Annotated in this window: 16 protein-coding genes; 10 read left to right on the forward strand and 6 right to left on the reverse strand. The window is 63.4% G+C overall.

Features of this window, described 5'->3' with window-relative positions; translation table 11 throughout:
• Window positions 1-64: 64 nt before the first annotated feature.
• Together I5R65_RS23075 and I5R65_RS23080 are read right to left on the reverse strand one after the other, a co-directional pair.
• Window positions 65-847, reverse strand: coding sequence for an amino acid ABC transporter ATP-binding protein (locus I5R65_RS23075; protein ID WP_305037746.1), 783 nt, complete (start codon window positions 845-847; stop codon window positions 65-67).
• Between the two features lie 10 nt (window positions 848-857).
• Window positions 858-1,523, reverse strand: a complete 666-nt coding sequence (locus tag I5R65_RS23080) for an amino acid ABC transporter permease (protein ID WP_006463391.1) — start codon at window positions 1,521-1,523, stop codon at window positions 858-860.
• Between the two features lie 377 nt (window positions 1,524-1,900).
• Between I5R65_RS23080 and I5R65_RS23085 the strand changes: the two genes are divergently transcribed.
• Both I5R65_RS23085 and I5R65_RS23090 read left to right on the forward strand, forming a co-directional pair.
• Window positions 1,901-2,683, forward strand: a complete 783-nt coding sequence (locus I5R65_RS23085) for an SDR family NAD(P)-dependent oxidoreductase (protein WP_180671055.1) — start codon at window positions 1,901-1,903, stop codon at window positions 2,681-2,683.
• 72 nt (window positions 2,684-2,755) lie between these two features.
• Window positions 2,756-4,021, forward strand: coding sequence for a D-amino acid dehydrogenase (locus tag I5R65_RS23090; RefSeq protein WP_180671054.1), 1,266 nt, complete (start codon window positions 2,756-2,758; stop codon window positions 4,019-4,021).
• A gap of 22 nt (window positions 4,022-4,043) precedes the next feature.
• Here the strand turns inward: I5R65_RS23090 and I5R65_RS23095 are convergent, their stop codons facing one another.
• A complete protein-coding gene (locus I5R65_RS23095) occupies window positions 4,044-4,484 on the reverse strand; it encodes a hypothetical protein (RefSeq protein WP_180671053.1) in 441 nt (146 codons plus the stop codon).
• A gap of 210 nt (window positions 4,485-4,694) precedes the next feature.
• Here I5R65_RS23095 and I5R65_RS23100 point away from each other — a divergent pair, with 210 nt between their 5' ends.
• Window positions 4,695-5,270, forward strand: a complete 576-nt coding sequence (locus I5R65_RS23100; protein WP_180671052.1) for a cell division protein FtsI — start codon at window positions 4,695-4,697, stop codon at window positions 5,268-5,270.
• 99 nt (window positions 5,271-5,369) lie between these two features.
• On the opposite strand, the gene I5R65_RS23105 is transcribed toward I5R65_RS23100, so the two are convergent.
• Window positions 5,370-6,035 (reverse strand): flagellar basal body L-ring protein FlgH, encoded by a 666-nt coding sequence (locus I5R65_RS23105; protein WP_180671051.1) that lies wholly within the window; start codon window positions 6,033-6,035, stop codon window positions 5,370-5,372.
• Between the two features lie 289 nt (window positions 6,036-6,324).
• On the opposite strand from I5R65_RS23105, the gene folE reads away from it, so the two are divergent.
• Both folE and I5R65_RS23115 read left to right on the forward strand, forming a co-directional pair.
• On the forward strand, window positions 6,325-7,068 hold the full coding sequence (gene folE, locus I5R65_RS23110) for a GTP cyclohydrolase I (RefSeq protein ID WP_370461024.1): 744 nt from the start codon (window positions 6,325-6,327) through the stop codon (window positions 7,066-7,068).
• Window positions 7,069-7,070: 2 nt separating this feature from the next.
• Window positions 7,071-7,496, forward strand: a complete 426-nt coding sequence (locus tag I5R65_RS23115) for a BLUF domain-containing protein (protein WP_180671050.1) — start codon at window positions 7,071-7,073, stop codon at window positions 7,494-7,496.
• A gap of 83 nt (window positions 7,497-7,579) precedes the next feature.
• Here the strand turns inward: I5R65_RS23115 and I5R65_RS23120 are convergent, their stop codons facing one another.
• Entirely contained in the window at window positions 7,580-8,818 is a 1,239-nt protein-coding gene (locus I5R65_RS23120) for an HD-GYP domain-containing protein (RefSeq protein WP_180671049.1), read from the reverse strand.
• A gap of 330 nt (window positions 8,819-9,148) precedes the next feature.
• The gene (locus tag I5R65_RS23125) at window positions 9,149-10,576 is read right to left on the reverse strand and encodes an MFS transporter (protein ID WP_180671048.1); all 1,428 of its coding nucleotides are present in this window, start codon (window positions 10,574-10,576) and stop codon (window positions 9,149-9,151) included.
• A gap of 241 nt (window positions 10,577-10,817) precedes the next feature.
• Here I5R65_RS23125 and I5R65_RS23130 point away from each other — a divergent pair, with 241 nt between their 5' ends.
• The 5 genes from I5R65_RS23130 to I5R65_RS23150 all read left to right on the forward strand — a co-directional run bounded on the left by I5R65_RS23130 (window position 10,818) and on the right by I5R65_RS23150 (window position 16,228).
• Window positions 10,818-12,062 carry an ArgE/DapE family deacylase gene (locus I5R65_RS23130; protein ID WP_180671047.1) on the forward strand — a complete coding sequence of 415 codons (1,245 nt, stop codon included), beginning with the start codon at window positions 10,818-10,820 and terminating at the stop codon, window positions 12,060-12,062.
• A 191-nt stretch (window positions 12,063-12,253) separates the two neighbouring features.
• Complete coding sequence (locus I5R65_RS23135) at window positions 12,254-13,732, forward strand: HAMP domain-containing sensor histidine kinase (RefSeq protein ID WP_180671046.1); 1,479 nt, start codon at window positions 12,254-12,256, stop codon at window positions 13,730-13,732.
• The gene (locus I5R65_RS23140; RefSeq protein WP_180671045.1) at window positions 13,722-14,222 is read left to right on the forward strand and encodes a hypothetical protein; all 501 of its coding nucleotides are present in this window, start codon (window positions 13,722-13,724) and stop codon (window positions 14,220-14,222) included. The genes I5R65_RS23135 and I5R65_RS23140 overlap by 11 nt, the downstream gene beginning before the upstream one ends.
• 49 nt (window positions 14,223-14,271) lie before the next feature.
• Entirely contained in the window at window positions 14,272-15,654 is a 1,383-nt protein-coding gene (locus I5R65_RS23145) for a sigma 54-interacting transcriptional regulator (protein WP_180671044.1), read from the forward strand.
• Between the two features lie 232 nt (window positions 15,655-15,886).
• Complete coding sequence (locus I5R65_RS23150; RefSeq protein WP_180671043.1) at window positions 15,887-16,228, forward strand: BON domain-containing protein; 342 nt, start codon at window positions 15,887-15,889, stop codon at window positions 16,226-16,228.
• The last annotated feature ends 272 nt before the right edge of the window (window positions 16,229-16,500 follow it).

The following is a 16,500-nucleotide window of genomic DNA, read 5'->3' on the forward strand; positions in this document are numbered from 1 at the left end:
CACCGAAACAGGTGACACGCCATTTTCATGAGTTACGTTGAACGTAATTCAGTGTAACCAGCAATCAAGCATTGAAACGTGACAGGAAGGCCTGGGTCGCCGCCTGCTGCGGATTGTCGATCACCTGAGATGGCGGTCCGGCTTCCACCACCACGCCGTCGCGCATGAAGACCACCTGGTCCGCGACTTCACGGGCGAAGGCGATTTCGTGCGTGACCAGGATCATGGTCATGCCGTCGGCGGCCAGGCTGCGGATCACGTTGAGCACTTCGCCCACCAGTTCGGGGTCCAGTGCCGAGGTGGCTTCGTCGAACAGCATCACGTCCGGTTGCATGGCCAGGGCGCGGGCGATGGCGACGCGCTGCTTCTGACCGCCCGAGAGCTTTTGCGGATACATGTCGGCACGGTCTGCCAGGCCTACCTTCTGCAGCAGTTCCATGGCCTGCGTGCGGGCCTGTGCCTTGGGCATGCGCAGCACGGTGATCATGCCTTCCATCACGTTCTCCAGCGCCGTCATGTGCGGGAACAGGTTGAAATGCTGGAACACCATGCCGGTGCGGGCGCGGAAAGCGGCCAGTTCACGATCCTTGGGCAGGCGCGACTTGCGCCCGTCGAATTCGAAGTGGCGCTCACCGATGCGCACTGCGCCCTGGTCGGGCACGGTCAGCAGGTTCAGGCAGCGCAGCAGGGTGGACTTGCCCGAGCCGGATGGCCCGATCATGGCGACCACGCTGCCCTTGCCGATCTGGATGGAGATGTCCTTGAGCACCACGTGCTCGCCGAAGGCCTTCTTGAGATTGCTGATCTGGATCATCGCGTTGGCGTCATTGTTGACCTGATTGTTCATCCTGTTCTCCTCAACCATGCTGCGCCGACAGGCGATTTTCCAGACGCTTGGCCAAGATGGTGGCTGGCAGAAGGATGATGAAATAGATGATCGCCACCAGCGTGTAGATTTCCAGCGGGCGATAGGTTTCGTGGGCGATGATCTGGCCCTGGTACAGCAGGTCCGGCACGGCCAGCACCGACAGCAGCGAGGTGTTCTTCAGCTGCATGATGGACTGGTTCACCAGTGGCGGTGTCATGCGCTTGAAGGCTTGCGGCAGGATCACGCGCTTCATCAGCTGGAAGCGCGTCATGCCCAGCGCCCAGCCGGCTTCGGACTGACCCAGGTCGATGGAGACGATGCCGCCACGGATGATCTCGGAATAGAAGGCGCCACCGTACAGCGCCAGCGACAGCATGGCGGCGGTGCCGGCCGACATCTCGATGCCCAGCAGCACCGGCAGCGCGTAGTAGAACCACACCAGTTGCACCAGCACCGGGGTGCAGCGGAACACTTCGACGAAGGCGCGCAGCGGACCGGAGATGAAGGGGTTGGTGGACAGCCGACCCAGACCGACCACCAGGCCCACCAGCAAGCCGAGGGCAATACAGGCAACCGTATAGCTCAGCGTATAGACGAAGCCGATGCCGATGATGCTCCTGAATTGCCAGAGCGAGCCGAAGTCCCATTGATACATCTGTGTTTTTCCTTGGTTACGAAACGCATGATTCCAGCGAAGGGCAGGCGCCGGCTCCGTGGAAGAGGGATGCCCGCATCGCATGCACGAACCATGCCGTGCGCACCTGAGGCGCATGCAGGCATGGGTCAGGAAGAAGGTCGGACATGGGAAGGGGCGTCATCACATTGACCAGCATGGCCGGTGGCGCATGCTGCCAATCCTGCAAATCCGGCCATTGTAATGGAGAACGGTCGACCGGCACATCGCGCAGGACAGCAATCGACAGCCCGCAAGCCCACGCCGCGACTGGCTTTGGCTAAAATGGCGGGATTGCGCCGACGTGCATTCACGTCAATTCCCGGCATCCGGGAACGCGCCGACTTCTCTCCAGGACCATGAGCGCATCTTCCCCCGCCATCGTTGGCGAAACCGTCCGTACCGTTCTCATCACGGGCGCTGCCCGTGGCATTGGCGCGGCCGTCGCCACCACAGTGGCCGCGCCTGGCGTGGCCTTGATCCTGCATGCGCGCAGCGAATCGCCCGAGCTGCTGGCGGTAGCACAGCAGTGCCGCACACAAGGGGCGCAGTGCACGCTGGCCCTGGGTGACCTGGCTGATCCACAGACTGCCGTGCGCTTGCGCGATACCGCGCTGGCGCAGCACGGCCGGCTCGATGCGCTGGTGGCCAATGCCGGCTTTGCCGATCGCAAGCGCATTGGCGAGCTCTCCGAGGCGGACTGGTCGCGCTCGCTGGAGGCCTTGTTGAGCGGCTTCTTCCGTCTGGTCACTGCCTGCCGCGAGCCGTTGATGGCCAGTGGACAGGGCAGGGTGGTGGCGGTGAGTTCTTTCGTGGCCCATGTGTATCGACTGGGCGAATCGGGTTTCCCGGCATCGGCGGCGGCCAAGGCCGGCATCGAGGCACTGGTCAAGTCACTGGCGGTGCAGCTGGCGCCGGCAGGCGTCACCGTCAACGCGGTGGCACCGGGTTACGTTCAGAAGAGTGATCCGGCCAAGTCGGCCATCGATCCGGCAGCGTGGCAGGCGGCGCTGGCGCGCATTCCCATGCAGCGCCTGGGCCAGCCGCAGGAGATCGCCAATGTGATCGGCTTCCTGCTCGCTGCGGCGGCATCCTATGTCACCGGCCAGGTGTGGCATGTGGATGGTGGGCTGACGCTGTAGCGGTCGTGGCGTCGTCCACAAAATAATTTATAAGATTTATATCATTCATCTTTCTTCGAGAAGTCCAATACCATGCGCATCATCGTGCTGGGCGCCGGCATCGTCGGCGTCACCACCGCTTATTTTCTCCGCGAGCGCGGCCATGAAGTGGTTGTGGTCGAGCGCCGCGCCGAAGTGGCCGCCGAGACCAGCGTGGGCAATGCCGGACACGTCTGTCCGTCCTACGCCACGCCCTGGGCCGCACCGGGCATGCCGGCCAAGTCGCTGAAGTGGTCGGTGCAGAGCTGGTTGGGCATCGAGGCGGCGCTGCGCTTTACCCCGCGGCTGGATGCACACCAGTGGAAGTGGCTGCAGCGCTTCCTGGCACAATGCACGCCCGAGCGCTATGCCATCAACAAGGCCCGCATGGGGCGCCTGGCGCGCTACAGCCATGGTCAGTTGAAGCAGATCCGCGAACGCCTGGACATCCGCTACGAACAGACCACCGGCGGCAACCTGCAGTTGTTCCGTACCCAGGAAGGTCTGGACAATGCCGGCCTGTCGACCCGGGTGCTGGCCGAAGCCGGCGTACCCTTCGAATTGCTGGATGCCGATGGCTGCGTGGCCTTCGATCCCGGCCTGCACGCGGCGCGCCACGAATTGAAGGGGGGACTGCTGCTGCCCATGGACGAGACCGGCAACTGTCCGTTGTTCGCCCGCGCCCTGGCGGCCTGGTTGCAGGCGCACGGGGTGGAGTTCCACTTGTCCACAGAGGTGCAGGCCATCGAGGTAGCGGGTGGCCAGGTCACCGGCGTGCGCACCAGGAACGCCACGCTGCGTGCCGATGCCTATGTGGTGGCCTGTGCCAGCGCCTCGGTGCCGATGTTGAAGCCGCTGGGGCTGGACCTGCCCATCTATCCGGTCAAGGGCTATGCCATCACGGTGCCGGTGGCCGACCCTGCCAGCGCGCCGCGCAGTGGCGTCATGGACGAATACTACAAGGTCGCCATCACCCGCATGGGTCAGCATATCCGCGCCGCCGGCACGGCCGAGATCGGCAGCTGGGACACGCGCGTCACGCCCCGCGATTGCGCCACCGCACTGAAGTCGCTGAAGAATCTTTATCCACAGGGCGCCGACCTGGCCAAGGTGGAATACTGGGCCGGCCTGCGACCGATGACGCCGGACGGTGCGCCCTTGATCGGCGCGACCCGCTACCCGAATCTCTGGCTCAACGCCGGCCATGGTTCCAATGGCTGGACCACGGCCTGCGGTTCCTCGCGTCTGATCGCCGACAAGATATCGGGCGTGGCCAGCGAGATCGAGAGTGCCGACCTGGAGCCGCAGCGCGTGATCTGAGTGGATCGTGGCCGGGCTGGCGTCAGCGATCGAACAGGGCGTCCACGTTGGCGCCGTTGCTGAAGGTGCTGACCGCCCAGCCGGCCGGCGCCTTGTAGAAGATGAACATCCAGGGGATGGCCTGGCGCTCGGTCTTTTCGATGTAGGTCAGCTTGATGAGCGAGTCACCGACTTTTTCCGAGCGGATGAATTCATAACCCACCGAATTGCCGACCAGGGCTTCGATGGCCATGCGTGAACTGCGGGCGTTGGTGCGGGCCGTTTCGAAGGCCCGGATATCGACCAGCGCATACGGCGAGAGCATGCCGTAGGCATCGTCGGTCCGGCCGGCACCGGCCTGGGCCATGACCTTGTCGGTCAGGGCGCGCACTTCGGTGTCGGACTTGAGGGTATCGGCCTGCGCGGCCGGCAGTGCGACCAGGGCCAGCGCGGCCAGCAGGGTACGGGGGATGAGAGCGGGCATGGAAGTCTCCTTGGAGGAACGGCACAGGCGGCTATTGTGCCAGTACTTTGCGCCATGCCGACCGCTGTTAAGCGCATGGCGGGCCAGCGTAAATGCAGGTAAAACGGCACGGAGGCGCCGCCCCGCGCCGCTATGATGGTCAGCCTGTGATTCGGTCGCCCCGCGCCATGCGGGATGCGAAACATCGGATCGCGCTCTGGGGAGAGCATCATGCGCACCATCATCACTGCCACCTTGGTGGTTTCATCGCTGTCGGGTTGTGTCGTCACATCCGGTAACGCGCTGGTCGACGCCGTGGGTCTGGTCGGTTCGGCGGCATCCAGTGTCAAGGCAATGACGCCCAACAGTACCCAGAATCCCATCGTCTACAGCAAGGACCCGATTCGCGACGTCTGCATCGAGTGGAATGGATCGGTGGCCCTGAGTGATTTCGTACCGGGCCTGCAGGGCGAATTGCAGAAGCACGGCGTGCAGAGTCGTGTCTATGATGCCGGCACGCAGTCGCTGGCCTGCCCGGTGACCTTGAGTTACGTCGGTTACGTCAAGTGGGATACCAAGGTCTTTACCGACGCCTATACCCCCTACCTCACCTATGCCGCACTGACCTTGCGACGCGATGGTCGCGTGCTGGGAACGGCGCAATACCGGCTGGGCTCCTTCGGCCAGGACAAGTGGGCCAATGCCGGCGACAAGCTGGCGCCGCTGATCGATGCGCTGTTCCCGGGCAATCCCGTCGTGGCCGACAATTCGCCCGACAACATGCGTGGTGCTGCCAACGGATTCTGAGCAGCAGGGGCTGGGCTTTCGTCAGGGAGCCCGTAGGTCCAAGCGCAATGAAAAACGGCAAGCCTGGCTTGCCGTTTTTTCTTGGTCGTGCAGTCGCGCTTACCAGATCGTCAACAGGCGGCGGAAGAAGTTGCCATCGGTGCTGGCGTCGGCAATGGAGCCGCCGCCGACCTGTTCCAGACGGGCATCGGCGACGTTGGAGGAGGCTACGATACCGCCCCGGATATCGCGCGTGCGGACCACGCCCGAGAAGCGCAACGTATTGATGTTGCCATTGACGCCGATGCGTTTTTCGCCGGCCACCACCAGATTGCGGTTGGGGAGCACTTCGACGATGGAGACCATCAGGGTGCCGCTCATGGTGTTGGTGTTGCTGCTGTCACCGGAGCCCTTGAAGGTGTTGTTGCCGGAGGCCGAATAGTTGGCGTCATAGAGCTGCGTGAACAGGCCGCCCAGTGGAGCGCCGGAGCCCGGCCCCTTCTGTGTGAGGGAGCTGTCGCGGCTGTTGTTGGTGGCAGCCTTGTTGCTACTGCTGATCGATTCGGAAATGTCGATCTTGATGATGTCGCCGACGTTGTAGGTGGTCGGCTCTTCGAACAGCTGGGCGCTGGAGACGCGGAAGATGGCGCCATTGTTTTCCACGTTGGCTACCTGATAGGCCGGGCGTACGCTGGTAGGTCCGTTGACCATCGGTGCCGGGCTGTTGCAGGCCGACAGCGAAACGGCCAGCGCGCAAGCGCCGGCAAGGCGAAACTGGAATGACATGACGATCCCCCGATGTGCGGCCTGGCTGGATGCCGGGCGCGCCTCGCCGCCGACGCTGTTGCGGGCGTGGCGGCACTGGCTGGGATGATGGTGGCGAACGGTGTAAGCAGCGGTTAGGTCGGTGTAAAGTGCGGCAAACAATCATCAACGCTAGTTAAGTGCAGACCTTGCCGAACGGTGGATTGGCTCGGGTTTGACGCGGGTTGGGCGGCAATGCGGTCGCGCATTTCCGTGCATAATGGCGCCACTCCCAACTCTGCGATCCCGTCGCGCGTGATTGCATACCATCATGGCAACAGAAAAAAACCAGGCCGCGGCGACCGCCGGGGCAGTCGCTCCGACGATGCATGAGCAGTTGGTCTCGGCCCGTATTCGCCAGCGCATCAAGGCGGCCGGCGTGCGTTTCCATGCCAACGACAATATCGCCGCCTTCATCAAGGAGGGTGAGCTGGAGCAGTTGCAGGCCGAGGTGCAGTCCAAGCTGGCCGCCGTTCTGGAGAGCCTGGTGATCGATGTCGAGAGCGACCACAACACCCAGGACACCGCCAAGCGCGTGGCCAAGATGTACCTCAATGAAGTCTTCAAGGGTCGCTATCAGGTAGCGCCGCCGGTGACCGAGTTTCCCAACATCGAACGCCTCAACGAGCTGATGATCGTCGGCCCCATCACGGTGCGCAGCGCCTGCTCGCACCATCTGTGCCCGATCATGGGCAAGGTATGGGTCGGGGTGATGCCCAACGAGCATTCCAACCTGATCGGCCTGTCCAAGTATGCGCGCTTGCTGGAGTGGGTGATGAGCCGTCCGCAGATCCAGGAAGAGGCGGTCTCGCAGGCGGCCGACCTGCTGATGCAGAAGCTGCAGCCGGACGGCCTGGCCATCGTCATGGAAGCCGACCACTTCTGCATGCACTGGCGCGGCGTCAAGGACATGGAGTCGAAGATGATCAACAGCGTCATGCGCGGCTCCTTCCTGCGTGACGCCAACCTGCGCCGTGAATTCCTGGCGCTGATTTCCCAACGTCAACGAGGTTAATCATGCTGGTTCGTCTGATCTATGCAAGCCGCGCACGCGAGACCATCACCCACGACATGATCGAAGCCATCCTGGCGGCGTCGCGCCTGCGCAATCCGCAACAGGGCATCACCGGGGTGCTGTGCTACAGCGATACCATCTTCGTACAGGTACTCGAAGGCGGGCGTGATCAGGTCAACCGCCTGTATGGCCGGCTGCTGGGCGATGCGCGACATCAGGACGTGATCCTGCTGGCCTACGAGTCGATCGACGAACGCCAGTATTCCTCCTGGACCATGGGCAAGATCCGGCTGGACAAGATCAATCGTTCCCTGCTGCTGAAGTATTCCGTCACCGGCGAGCTCAATCCCTACGAGGTGTCGTGCTGTTCCACCGTGGCCCTGTTGAACGAGCTGGCCTCGACGGCAGCGTTTGCGCAACGTGACTGAGGCGGGTTTGCTGCAGCACTGATATAGCAACGGCGCCAGGAGCGAAACTGGCGCCGCTTCTTTTTGGGCAGTGTGAACAGGCCCTAGAGCAGGTCGATGCTGGGCAGGCTGCGGATGCCCCACTTGGCCGGGTCGGCGTAGGCCACGATCTTGTCGCTGCCGTGCGAGAGGTCGACGATGTCGGACTTCAGCGGCATGCGGCTGGTGGTCGAGTAGAACACTTTCACGCGTGGCGTGAGCAACTGGTCCGGACGCTGGTCCACCACCATGCCCAGGCGACCTGATTGCAGGATGACGCAGGAGCCGGTCGGATAGATGCCGATGGCCTTGACGAAGGCCTGCATCGTTACCGGGTCGAAATGCCCGGCACTGCTGGCCATGTGGCGGATCGAACGGGCCGGGTCCCAGCCCGCCTTGTAGGGGCGGTTGGAGGTGATGGCGTCATAGACGTCACATACCGCCCCCATCTTGGCCATGATGGAAATACCGTCGGACTTGAGATTAAAGGGATAGCCGCTGCCGTCGATCTTCTCGTGATGATGCAGTGAGACATCCAGCGGGACCTCGCCGATGCCTTCGATCTGTTGCAGGATGCCGTGGCCTTGCACGGTGTGCGAGCGGATGGAGGCAAACTCTTCTTCGGTCAGCTTGGCCGGCTTGTTGAGGATGTCCAGCGGCACGGCCATCTTGCCCACGTCATGCAGCAACCCCGCCATGCCGGCCTGCTTGGTCTGCTCCTGCGTCATGCCCAGCTGGTTGGCCAGGGAGATCATCATGGCGCAGACCGCCACCGAATGCATGTAGGTGTAATCGTCGGTGGTCTTCAGGCGGGCCAGGCTGATGAGTGCATCGGCATTGCGCGAGACCGAGGACGTGATCTCGGTCACCAGCTCGGCGGCGTCCTTGACGTCCACCGCCTTGCCCATGCGCGCCTCGGAAAACATGGTGAGCACGGTGGACTTGGAGGAGGAAATGATGCGTGCCGCGCGTTCGCGTTCCACGGCGGTCTCGGTGCGCTGCACCGGCTTGCGCTCGGCCACGGCGGTGTCCACTGCGTGGCTGGCCAGCACGACTGCCGCGTCATGGTCATGCTCCTCGTGATGATCTTCCGGATCTTCTTCCAGGTGATCAGGCGCGATGTCGCGGCCCTTGGCGGTATCGATGGTGACCTCGTCGACCGGACAGTCCCGCAGCGTCTGCAGGTCTTCCAGGCTCTCGATCTTGAAGGATTTGCGCCAGAAAGGATGACTGATCCATCCTCCGGGGATGGAGTGGACATACATGCCCAAACGCAACTGTTCTAAGGCGATGGATTTCAACATATCGAATTCAGGTCTGTGCCTGTCACTGGTTTCCGCACTGGAAGCGGTTCGATTTCCCTGATGAAATGACGCCAATTATTGGTAGTGTCTCCCACGTGGCAGAACTCGCTTGCATGGCTAAGCTGTCTGAAATTATCGTAACAGAATGCGTTTTGCTTGAGGTTGATTAAGGGGGGATTAAGGGCTGAAATTTGCGTTTGCGTTTGCCGATATTGATGCGGGGAAAAGAGTTACGGTGCAGGGCCGGCCGAAGCCGACAAAATGCTGAGGAAGGATAGCCGCCGCCTGAGAATCCGGCAGGCTGCGGCCGTGAGGAATGGTGAGAAAAATTTATTTTTTCAGCGGCGGTGCATAAGGATTCTTGGTCAGCAGACGCAGGAAGCTGGCAATACACGCGACCCCTGCAAAGGCGGCGCCGAAGCCCAATGCCAGCCGCGAGCCTTGTGTTTCGGAAAGATTGAAGCACAGCGCGACCAGGGCTGCGCCCACACTTTGACCGAGCAGGCGGGCTGTGGCCACGATGCCGGATGCGCCGCCACTGCGGTGCGGTGGTGCGCTGGTCATCAGCGCTTTCAGGTTGGGTGACTGGAAGAAGCCGAAACCCATGCCGCAGAGAAGCATGCGCCAGCTGATTTCCCAGACGGTGGGGGCGGCCGGCATGAAGGTCATCGACAGCAGCCCTGCACAAAGCAGGGCGAGGCCGACGCCGCCAAGGATGCCGACCGGATAGCGGTCAGACAGGCGTCCCGCGATGGGGGCCATGATGGCCACCGCGACCGGCCACGGCGTCATCAACAGGCCGATCTCGACCTGGCTGCGTCCCAGATCATGATGGAAGAAGAAGGGGAGCGAGACGAAGGCCAGTCCCTGTGCGGCGAAGGAACACACCGCAGTGATGGTCGAGAGCGAAAACATCGGATGGCGGAACAGGTCCACCGGCAGCATCGGCGCCGGATGCGACAGTTCACGCTTGAGCAGGAACAGGCCGCAGACAATGGCGGCGGCCAGCTCCAGCCCGACCACGCTGGCCTCGGCCTGGTGCGCCCCTTCGCCGATGGCCAGGATCAGCAGGCCGAAGGCGGCGGCGTTGAGCACTGCGCTGCGCAGGTCGAAGGCATGCGTGGACAGCGTGGTATGCGGCAGCGAGGGCAGGGCCAGCACCACCGCCAGCACACCCAGCGGCACGTTGACGGCGAACAGCCAGGGCCATGGTGCGATGGCGAGGATGCCCGAGGCCACCGAGGGGCCCACCGTGAAGGCGATGGCCACGATGAGGGTGTTCAGTCCCACGCCGCGACCCAGCGAGCGGGTCGGATAGATGAAGCGGATCAGCGCGGTATTCACGCTCATGATGCCGGCCCCGCCCAGTCCCTGGAGGAAGCGCGCCATCACCAGCGTAGGCAGCGACCAGGCCACTGCGCACAGCAGCGAGGCCGCGGTAAACAGCACCAGCCCCCAGACGTAGATGCGGCGATAGCCGACGATCTCGCCCAGCGCCGCCAGGGGCAGCAGCGACACCATCATCGCCAGCTGGTAGGCGGTGACGATCCAGACCGAGGCGGCCGGGGTGGTGTTGAGGTCCAGTGCCATGGCCGGTAGGGCCGTATTGGCGATGGCGGTGTCGAGCGTGGCCAGGCCGACGGCGATGCCCAGTGCCAGGATGGCGCGGCCACGCTGGTCGGGCGGCAGGCCTTCCCCGGCGATGACGATGTGGTGTTTGGGATCGGTGGCGCCGGGGGAGGAAGGCAGCGTGGACATGGGTCTTGGATATCTGGCGAAGGAATGCGTGCTGGCGTGGCACCGGATACCGGAGCACTGCCGCCGCTTGTTTGCTCTAGGAATCCTGCCGTGAAGACAGGTGCGGCCCGGCTGGGCGGCGCCGCACAATGATAGCGGGGAACGTGCAAGCGCGCTGGCGGCGGCCACGAGCGGGACGGCTGCGCTATGATGGCGGTTTGCGCTGGCGTGGCTGGCGCGTTTTGATCACGGAGTCATCAGCATGTCCAAACAGCAGTTGTCGGAGCGCCTGTGCGCGTGGATCGATCAGCATTTCGACGAGGAGGTCGGCGTGCTGCAGCAGTTGATCCGTATCCCCACCGATACGCCTCCCGGCAACAATGCCCCGCATGCCGATGTGGTGGCCGAGCTGGTGCAGTCCTGGGGCTGGCATGCCGAGAAGTTTCCGGTGCCGCAAGAGCAGGTGCGTGACTATGGCATGCAGAGCATCACCAACCTGATCGTGCGCCGCCCCTATGCCGAGGGCGGACCGACGCTGGCCCTGAATGCGCATGGCGACGTGGTACCTCCTGGCGAGGGCTGGTCGCATGATCCCTACGGTGGCGAGGTGGTCGACGGTCGCATCTATGGCCGGGCTGCAGCAGTTTCCAAGAGTGACTTCGCCAGCTATATCTTCGCCACCCGCGCGCTGGAGGCATTGGGTGCTTCGCTGCGCGGCGCGGTCGAGCTGCATTTCACCTACGACGAGGAGTTCGGCGGCCTGCTCGGCCCCGGCTGGCTGCTGGAACAGAAGCTGACCCAGCCGGATTACGTGCTGGCGGCCGGCTTCGGCTACAACGTGGTGACTGCCCACAACGCCTGCCTGCAGTTCGAGGTGACCGTGCATGGGCGCGCCACCCACGGCTCCATGCCGGAGACCGGCCATGACGCGCTGCAGGCTGCCAATGCCGTCCTCAATGCCATCTATGGTGCCTTGCCCGGGTTGAAGGACATCCGTTCCTCGATCCCCGGCATCAGCCATCCGACCATGATCGTCGGCCGCATCGACGGCGGCACCAATACCAATGTGGTGCCAGGCAAGGTGGTGTTGAAGATGGATCGCCGCATGATCCCCGAGGAAGATCCGGCGCAGGTCGAGGCCGGTGTGCGCAAGCTGATCGAAGATGCGGTGGCGGGTTTGCCCGGTATCCGCGTGGAAATCCGCCGCCTGCTGCTGGCGCGTGCGCTGCGCCCGCTCCCTGGTCACGAGAAGCTGGTGCAGAGCCTGCTGCGCAATGCCGAAACGGTCATGGGCGAAACGCTCACCACCAACGGTTCGGCGCTCTATACCGATGCCCGCCTGTATGGCGAGCATGGCATTCCGGTGGTGCTGTTCGGTGCCGGTCCGCGTACGCTGATGGAATCCAACGCCAAGCAGGCCGACGAGAATCTGTCCCTGGAGGACTTGCGCAAGGCGACCAAGGTGGTCGCGCTGATGCTGCTGGACTTCCTCGGGCCGCAGGACTGAGCGCAACGCCCGACGGGAGCCATCCGCAGTTGCCCGTCGGGAAATCGGCCGGATCGCCGCCGGATCGACAAATGATTACAATGTGTGCCCGCGACCTGATGGCTGACGTTTCCTGTCGGCATCTTCCGGGCCGGGAGGCGTCGCGTCTGCCCGGGTAACGAAGCAAGTCTTGAGGGACCGAGATCAATCGCATGTTGAACGCCATCGAGCATACCCATCCGCCCCCATCGGCCGTCACGCGCAAGCCCGGCTATCTTGGCTTGTCGTTCCGGCAATTGCTGCTGGCGGCATTCCTGCTGATTGCGGCCCTGCTCAGCGGCACGTCCATCCACGCCCTGTTCACGCTGGACCGCATGTCGGCCAACAGCCGCGAGACTGCCAGGCAGGCGGTGCAACTGACGGAGTCGGCACAGCGCCTGGCCGAACGCACCGTGGCCATGGAGCGCAGTGCGCGCCAGTATCTGGTGCTCGACGACGCGTCCTTCCACGACCGTTTCAATGAAGCGCGCGAGCAAGCCCGACAGGCGGTGGGGGAACTGGCTGACGCGCTGCCGATGGCGCCGCGGGAAATGTTCAGCCAGTGGGGCCTGTATGTCGATGAGGCCGCCGCCGTGCTGGAGGCTGACTCGCGCAAGGACAAGGGCGAGCAGGCCAAGCTGTTCCAGGACTTTGCCCGCTTGCCGGCCCTGAACGAGCGCATCGCACTGGAAAGCCGGCGCGAGGTCGATCGCCGCAACAACGCCCTGTCCGAGGCTCTGGAACAGCAACGCCAGTTGCTCACTGCCCAGGTGGTGGGCGCCATCGTGCTGGCGGTGTTGCTGGCATTCTGCTTCGGCCTGTGGCTGGCCCGACCGATGGCGCGGCTGGAGCAGGCTATCGGCCGCCTTGGCGACAATCGCTTCGACCAGCCTATCGACGTGCGCGGTCCGGCCGATATCCGGCGCCTGGGCCAGCAGCTGGACTGGCTGCGCCAGCGCCTGGCCGACCTGGAGGCAGAGAAGTCGCGCTTCCTGCGCCACGTTTCGCATGAACTGAAGACGCCGCTGGCTGCCCTGTGCGAGGGCGCGGCGCTGCTCGATGACGGCGTGGCCGGTGAACTGACCGAGAACCAGCGCGAGATCGCCCGCATCCTGCGCCAGAATACCCAGTCGCTGCAGACCCAGATCGAAGACCTGCTGCGTTACAACGAGGTGTCCTTTGACGCCCAGCGCATCCATCCCGTGCCGGTGGATCTGCGAGCCTTGCTGCACAAGGTGATCGACGACCAGCGTCTGCAATGGCTGGCGCGCCAGCTGAAGGTGGAGATCGAAGGCGCCGCCCGTACGGTGGTGGTGGATCCCGAGAAAATGGCCATTGTCCTGTCCAACCTGCTCTCAAACGCGGTGCGCTTCAGCCCTCAGGGCGGCTTCATCCGTTTCAAGCTGACCGAGGCACCGGGTCTGGTCCGCGTTGAATGCGTCGACCAGGGGCCGGGCGTGGCGCCCACCGATGCCGCCCGCATCTTCGAACCCTTCTACCAGGGCCTGCACCAGCCCCCGGGCGCGCGCCGTGGCAACGGTATCGGCCTGTCGGTGGTGCGCGAGTACGTGCAGGCGCACAGTGGCAAGGTCTATCTGGTCCCGCGCGAGGGCGGGGCGCATTTCCGAATCGAGTTGCCTGATGAAAAATAAGATCCTGATCCTGGCTTCCTGCGTGGCGCTGGCCGCGTGTACAGCGCAGCCGCAAGCGCCCACCTCCACGATCCAGCTCATCCATTCCAGCAGCAACATCGACGAACTCCTGGCTTATAACGCCCAGTTGCGCAAAATGTCTCCGGCCGAACTGGCACGCGAGCTGCAGCGTCTGAATGCCTATCCGGCCGGCCCTGCGACCACGGTGCGTCGCGCAATGGCACTCTCGCTCACCCGGGATGCCATTGATCTGGCCAAGGCTGAAGCCCAGCTATGGAACGTCATGGCCGATCGCAGCGTCGAAGCGGAGAAGCTCAAGCCGCTGGCACAGTTGCTGGTAGGTCATTATTCCGATCTGCGCCGGGTGGCTGATGGTGCCGAGAAGTCCTCGGTGCAGCTCAAGGAAGCCCAGCGCAAGGTGGACCTGCTCAACGACAAGCTGGAAGCGCTGAAGAACATTGAACGGACCCTGCCGGCCGGCGGCAAGTAAGGCCAGCGTCGTCGGGGCCCGTTCCATTTTTACTGGAACTGGAGTCCCGATGGGAAAAACTGCCCCCCTGATGCTGGTCGATGATGATCCCGACCTGCTGCGCCTGTTGACCCTGCGCCTCAATGCCAGCGGTTACCGCATCCTGGCCGTGGAAAGCGCCGAAGCAGCGCTGGCGCAGCTGGCTATTGCGTTGCCGGCGCTGGTCATCACCGATGTCAGGCTGCCGGGAATGGACGGGCTGGCCCTGTTTGCCGAGATTCGCAGTCGCTATCCCGCCTTGCCGGTGATCCTGCTGACTGCGCACGGCACCATCCCCGATGCGGTGGATGCCACGACCAAGGGCGCCTTCGCCTATCTCACCAAGCCTTTCGATGGCCATGTGCTGCTGGACAAGGTGGCCCAGGCCCTGAGCCTGTCGGCGCCGGCCCAGGAGGCGCCGGATGAGGCCTGGCGCGCCGACATCATCAGCCGCAGCCAGCGGGTCGATGAGCTGCTGGCCGAGGCGCGGCTGGTGGCCGCGTCCGATGCCAGCATTCTGATCCGTGGCGACAGTGGCACCGGCAAGGAACTGCTGGCCCGTGCCATCCACCGGGCCAGTCCGCGAGCGGACAAGCCTTTCATTGCCGTCAATTGCGGCGCCATCCCCGAGCAGTTGCTGGAGTCTGAACTGTTCGGGCACGTCAAGGGCGCCTTTACCGGAGCGGTCGAACATCGGGAGGGGCTGTTCCAGGCGGCTGACGGCGGTACCTTGTTCCTGGATGAGATTGGCGACATGCCGGTGGCATTGCAGGTCAAGCTGTTGCGCGTGCTGCAGGAAAAGACGGTGCGCCAGGTCGGCGCCAATCAGGCCTGCGACGTCGATGTACGGGTCATCTCCGCCACCCATCGCGATCTTGAGCTTGCCATGACCGACGGTCAGTTCCGGGAGGACCTGTATTACCGCCTCAACGTAGTGACGCTGCAGTTGCCGGCGCTGGAGGAGCGGCGTGAGGACATTGCCCTGCTGGCAAATCATTTCCTCAAGAGTATTGCCGCCAAGTATCCCAAGCGCTTCACCGGGTTTGCACCAGATGCGCTGGAGGTGCTGAGCTTGGCCCACTGGCCGGGCAATGTGCGGCAGCTCTATAACGTGGTGGAGCAGGTGTGCGCGTTGTCGACGGCGCCGTTGATCCCCGCTTCACTGGTGCAGCGGGCCCTGCGGGTGCCTGCCCTGGATCTGTTGCGTTATGCCGAGGCCAAGCAGAAGTTCGAGCGCGACTATCTGGTCCGGCTGCTCAAGCTCACCGATGGCAACGTCTCGGACGCCGCCAGGCTGGCTGACCGTAACCGGACCGAGTTCTATCGTCTGCTGCAGAAGAACGGCCTTGATCCGCGCCGCTTCCGCGGCGGGGAAGAGCCCGTCGTCGTGGAGCGACAGGACGGAATCGTTTGAAATCAAGGGCTTACGCGCGGAGAGCTCGGCCGCAAGTCGTGCCGACCCGACGCAAGTGAGGGGTTTTCAGCTGGTTTTGACCGGCTTCTCCCTGCTGGAATTTCTAACGCACTGATTTAAAAGAAAAATTTTCCGCTGGCATGGCCTTTGCGATTGATGTCGCAAGTGCTGCTCTATATAGCGATCGATAGAGCAGAGTCGCAAGAACGAATTGACTGATAAGGAGAACGCCATGAAAAAGACTTTCGCTTCCAATCTTCTGGCCGCCAGTTTGCTGGTGATGACTGCTGCGCCAGCCGTCCATGCTGCGGATACCTCGCGGGCGGCCGCCCCCAGCGTACAGAAGGCGGGGGCCTATATAGATGACTCGGTCATTACAGCCAAGGTCAAGGCGGCGCTCGTGGAGGACAAGCAGATTTCCGCCATGAAGATCAGTGTCAGTACCAAGGATGGCGTGGTCACGCTCAAGGGAGCGGTACCCAGCGCCGAGCTGGGGCAACATGCCTTGCAGTTGGCCGCCGGTGTGGAAGGGGTACGCGACGTCAAGAGCGATCTCACCGTGAAGGCCGGCTAGGCGAGCCAGGTAGGGACGCCGTTGCGACCGACGCCCTGAACGCATCCTCGGGAAAAAGAAACCGGGCCGTCCCGCCAGGGATGGCCCGGTTTCTTTTGGGTTCATCGATGCGTGCCGCGGATGTGCTGGAACCCTTGGTGCGAAAGGGTTTGCGTGGCGTCGGTAGCGGCGGCCTTCAGGCCAGGCTAAATTATTTTCGAATATTTTAGAAAAAGGGCTTGCGTGGTGTTGGGTGGGTTGCTATAGTTCGCCCCCTGCTGACGCGACACACG

It is taken from the genome of Herbaspirillum sp. AP02 (genome assembly GCF_015767275.1).
GTDB lineage: Bacteria > Pseudomonadota > Gammaproteobacteria > Burkholderiales > Burkholderiaceae_D > Herbaspirillum.

Bases quoted from the DNA above. Each gene is read 5' to 3' on its own strand.
- I5R65_RS23075 (WP_305037746.1), bottom strand. From the start codon at position 847: ATGAACAATCAGGTCAACAATGACGCCAACGCGATGATCCAGATCAGC.
- I5R65_RS23080 (WP_006463391.1), bottom strand. From the start codon at position 1,523: ATGTATCAATGGGACTTCGGCTCGCTCTGGCAATTCAGGAGCATCATC.
- I5R65_RS23085 (WP_180671055.1), top strand. From the start codon at position 1,901: ATGAGCGCATCTTCCCCCGCCATCGTTGGCGAAACCGTCCGTACCGTT.
- I5R65_RS23090 (WP_180671054.1), top strand. From the start codon at position 2,756: ATGCGCATCATCGTGCTGGGCGCCGGCATCGTCGGCGTCACCACCGCT.
- I5R65_RS23095 (WP_180671053.1), bottom strand. From the start codon at position 4,484: ATGCCCGCTCTCATCCCCCGTACCCTGCTGGCCGCGCTGGCCCTGGTC.
- I5R65_RS23100 (WP_180671052.1), top strand. From the start codon at position 4,695: ATGCGCACCATCATCACTGCCACCTTGGTGGTTTCATCGCTGTCGGGT.
- I5R65_RS23105 (WP_180671051.1), bottom strand. From the start codon at position 6,035: ATGTCATTCCAGTTTCGCCTTGCCGGCGCTTGCGCGCTGGCCGTTTCG.
- folE (WP_370461024.1), top strand. From the start codon at position 6,325: ATGGCAACAGAAAAAAACCAGGCCGCGGCGACCGCCGGGGCAGTCGCT.
- I5R65_RS23115 (WP_180671050.1), top strand. From the start codon at position 7,071: ATGCTGGTTCGTCTGATCTATGCAAGCCGCGCACGCGAGACCATCACC.
- I5R65_RS23120 (WP_180671049.1), bottom strand. From the start codon at position 8,818: ATGTTGAAATCCATCGCCTTAGAACAGTTGCGTTTGGGCATGTATGTC.
- I5R65_RS23125 (WP_180671048.1), bottom strand. From the start codon at position 10,576: ATGTCCACGCTGCCTTCCTCCCCCGGCGCCACCGATCCCAAACACCAC.
- I5R65_RS23130 (WP_180671047.1), top strand. From the start codon at position 10,818: ATGTCCAAACAGCAGTTGTCGGAGCGCCTGTGCGCGTGGATCGATCAG.
- I5R65_RS23135 (WP_180671046.1), top strand. From the start codon at position 12,254: ATGTTGAACGCCATCGAGCATACCCATCCGCCCCCATCGGCCGTCACG.
- I5R65_RS23140 (WP_180671045.1), top strand. From the start codon at position 13,722: ATGAAAAATAAGATCCTGATCCTGGCTTCCTGCGTGGCGCTGGCCGCG.
- I5R65_RS23145 (WP_180671044.1), top strand. From the start codon at position 14,272: ATGGGAAAAACTGCCCCCCTGATGCTGGTCGATGATGATCCCGACCTG.
- I5R65_RS23150 (WP_180671043.1), top strand. From the start codon at position 15,887: ATGAAAAAGACTTTCGCTTCCAATCTTCTGGCCGCCAGTTTGCTGGTG.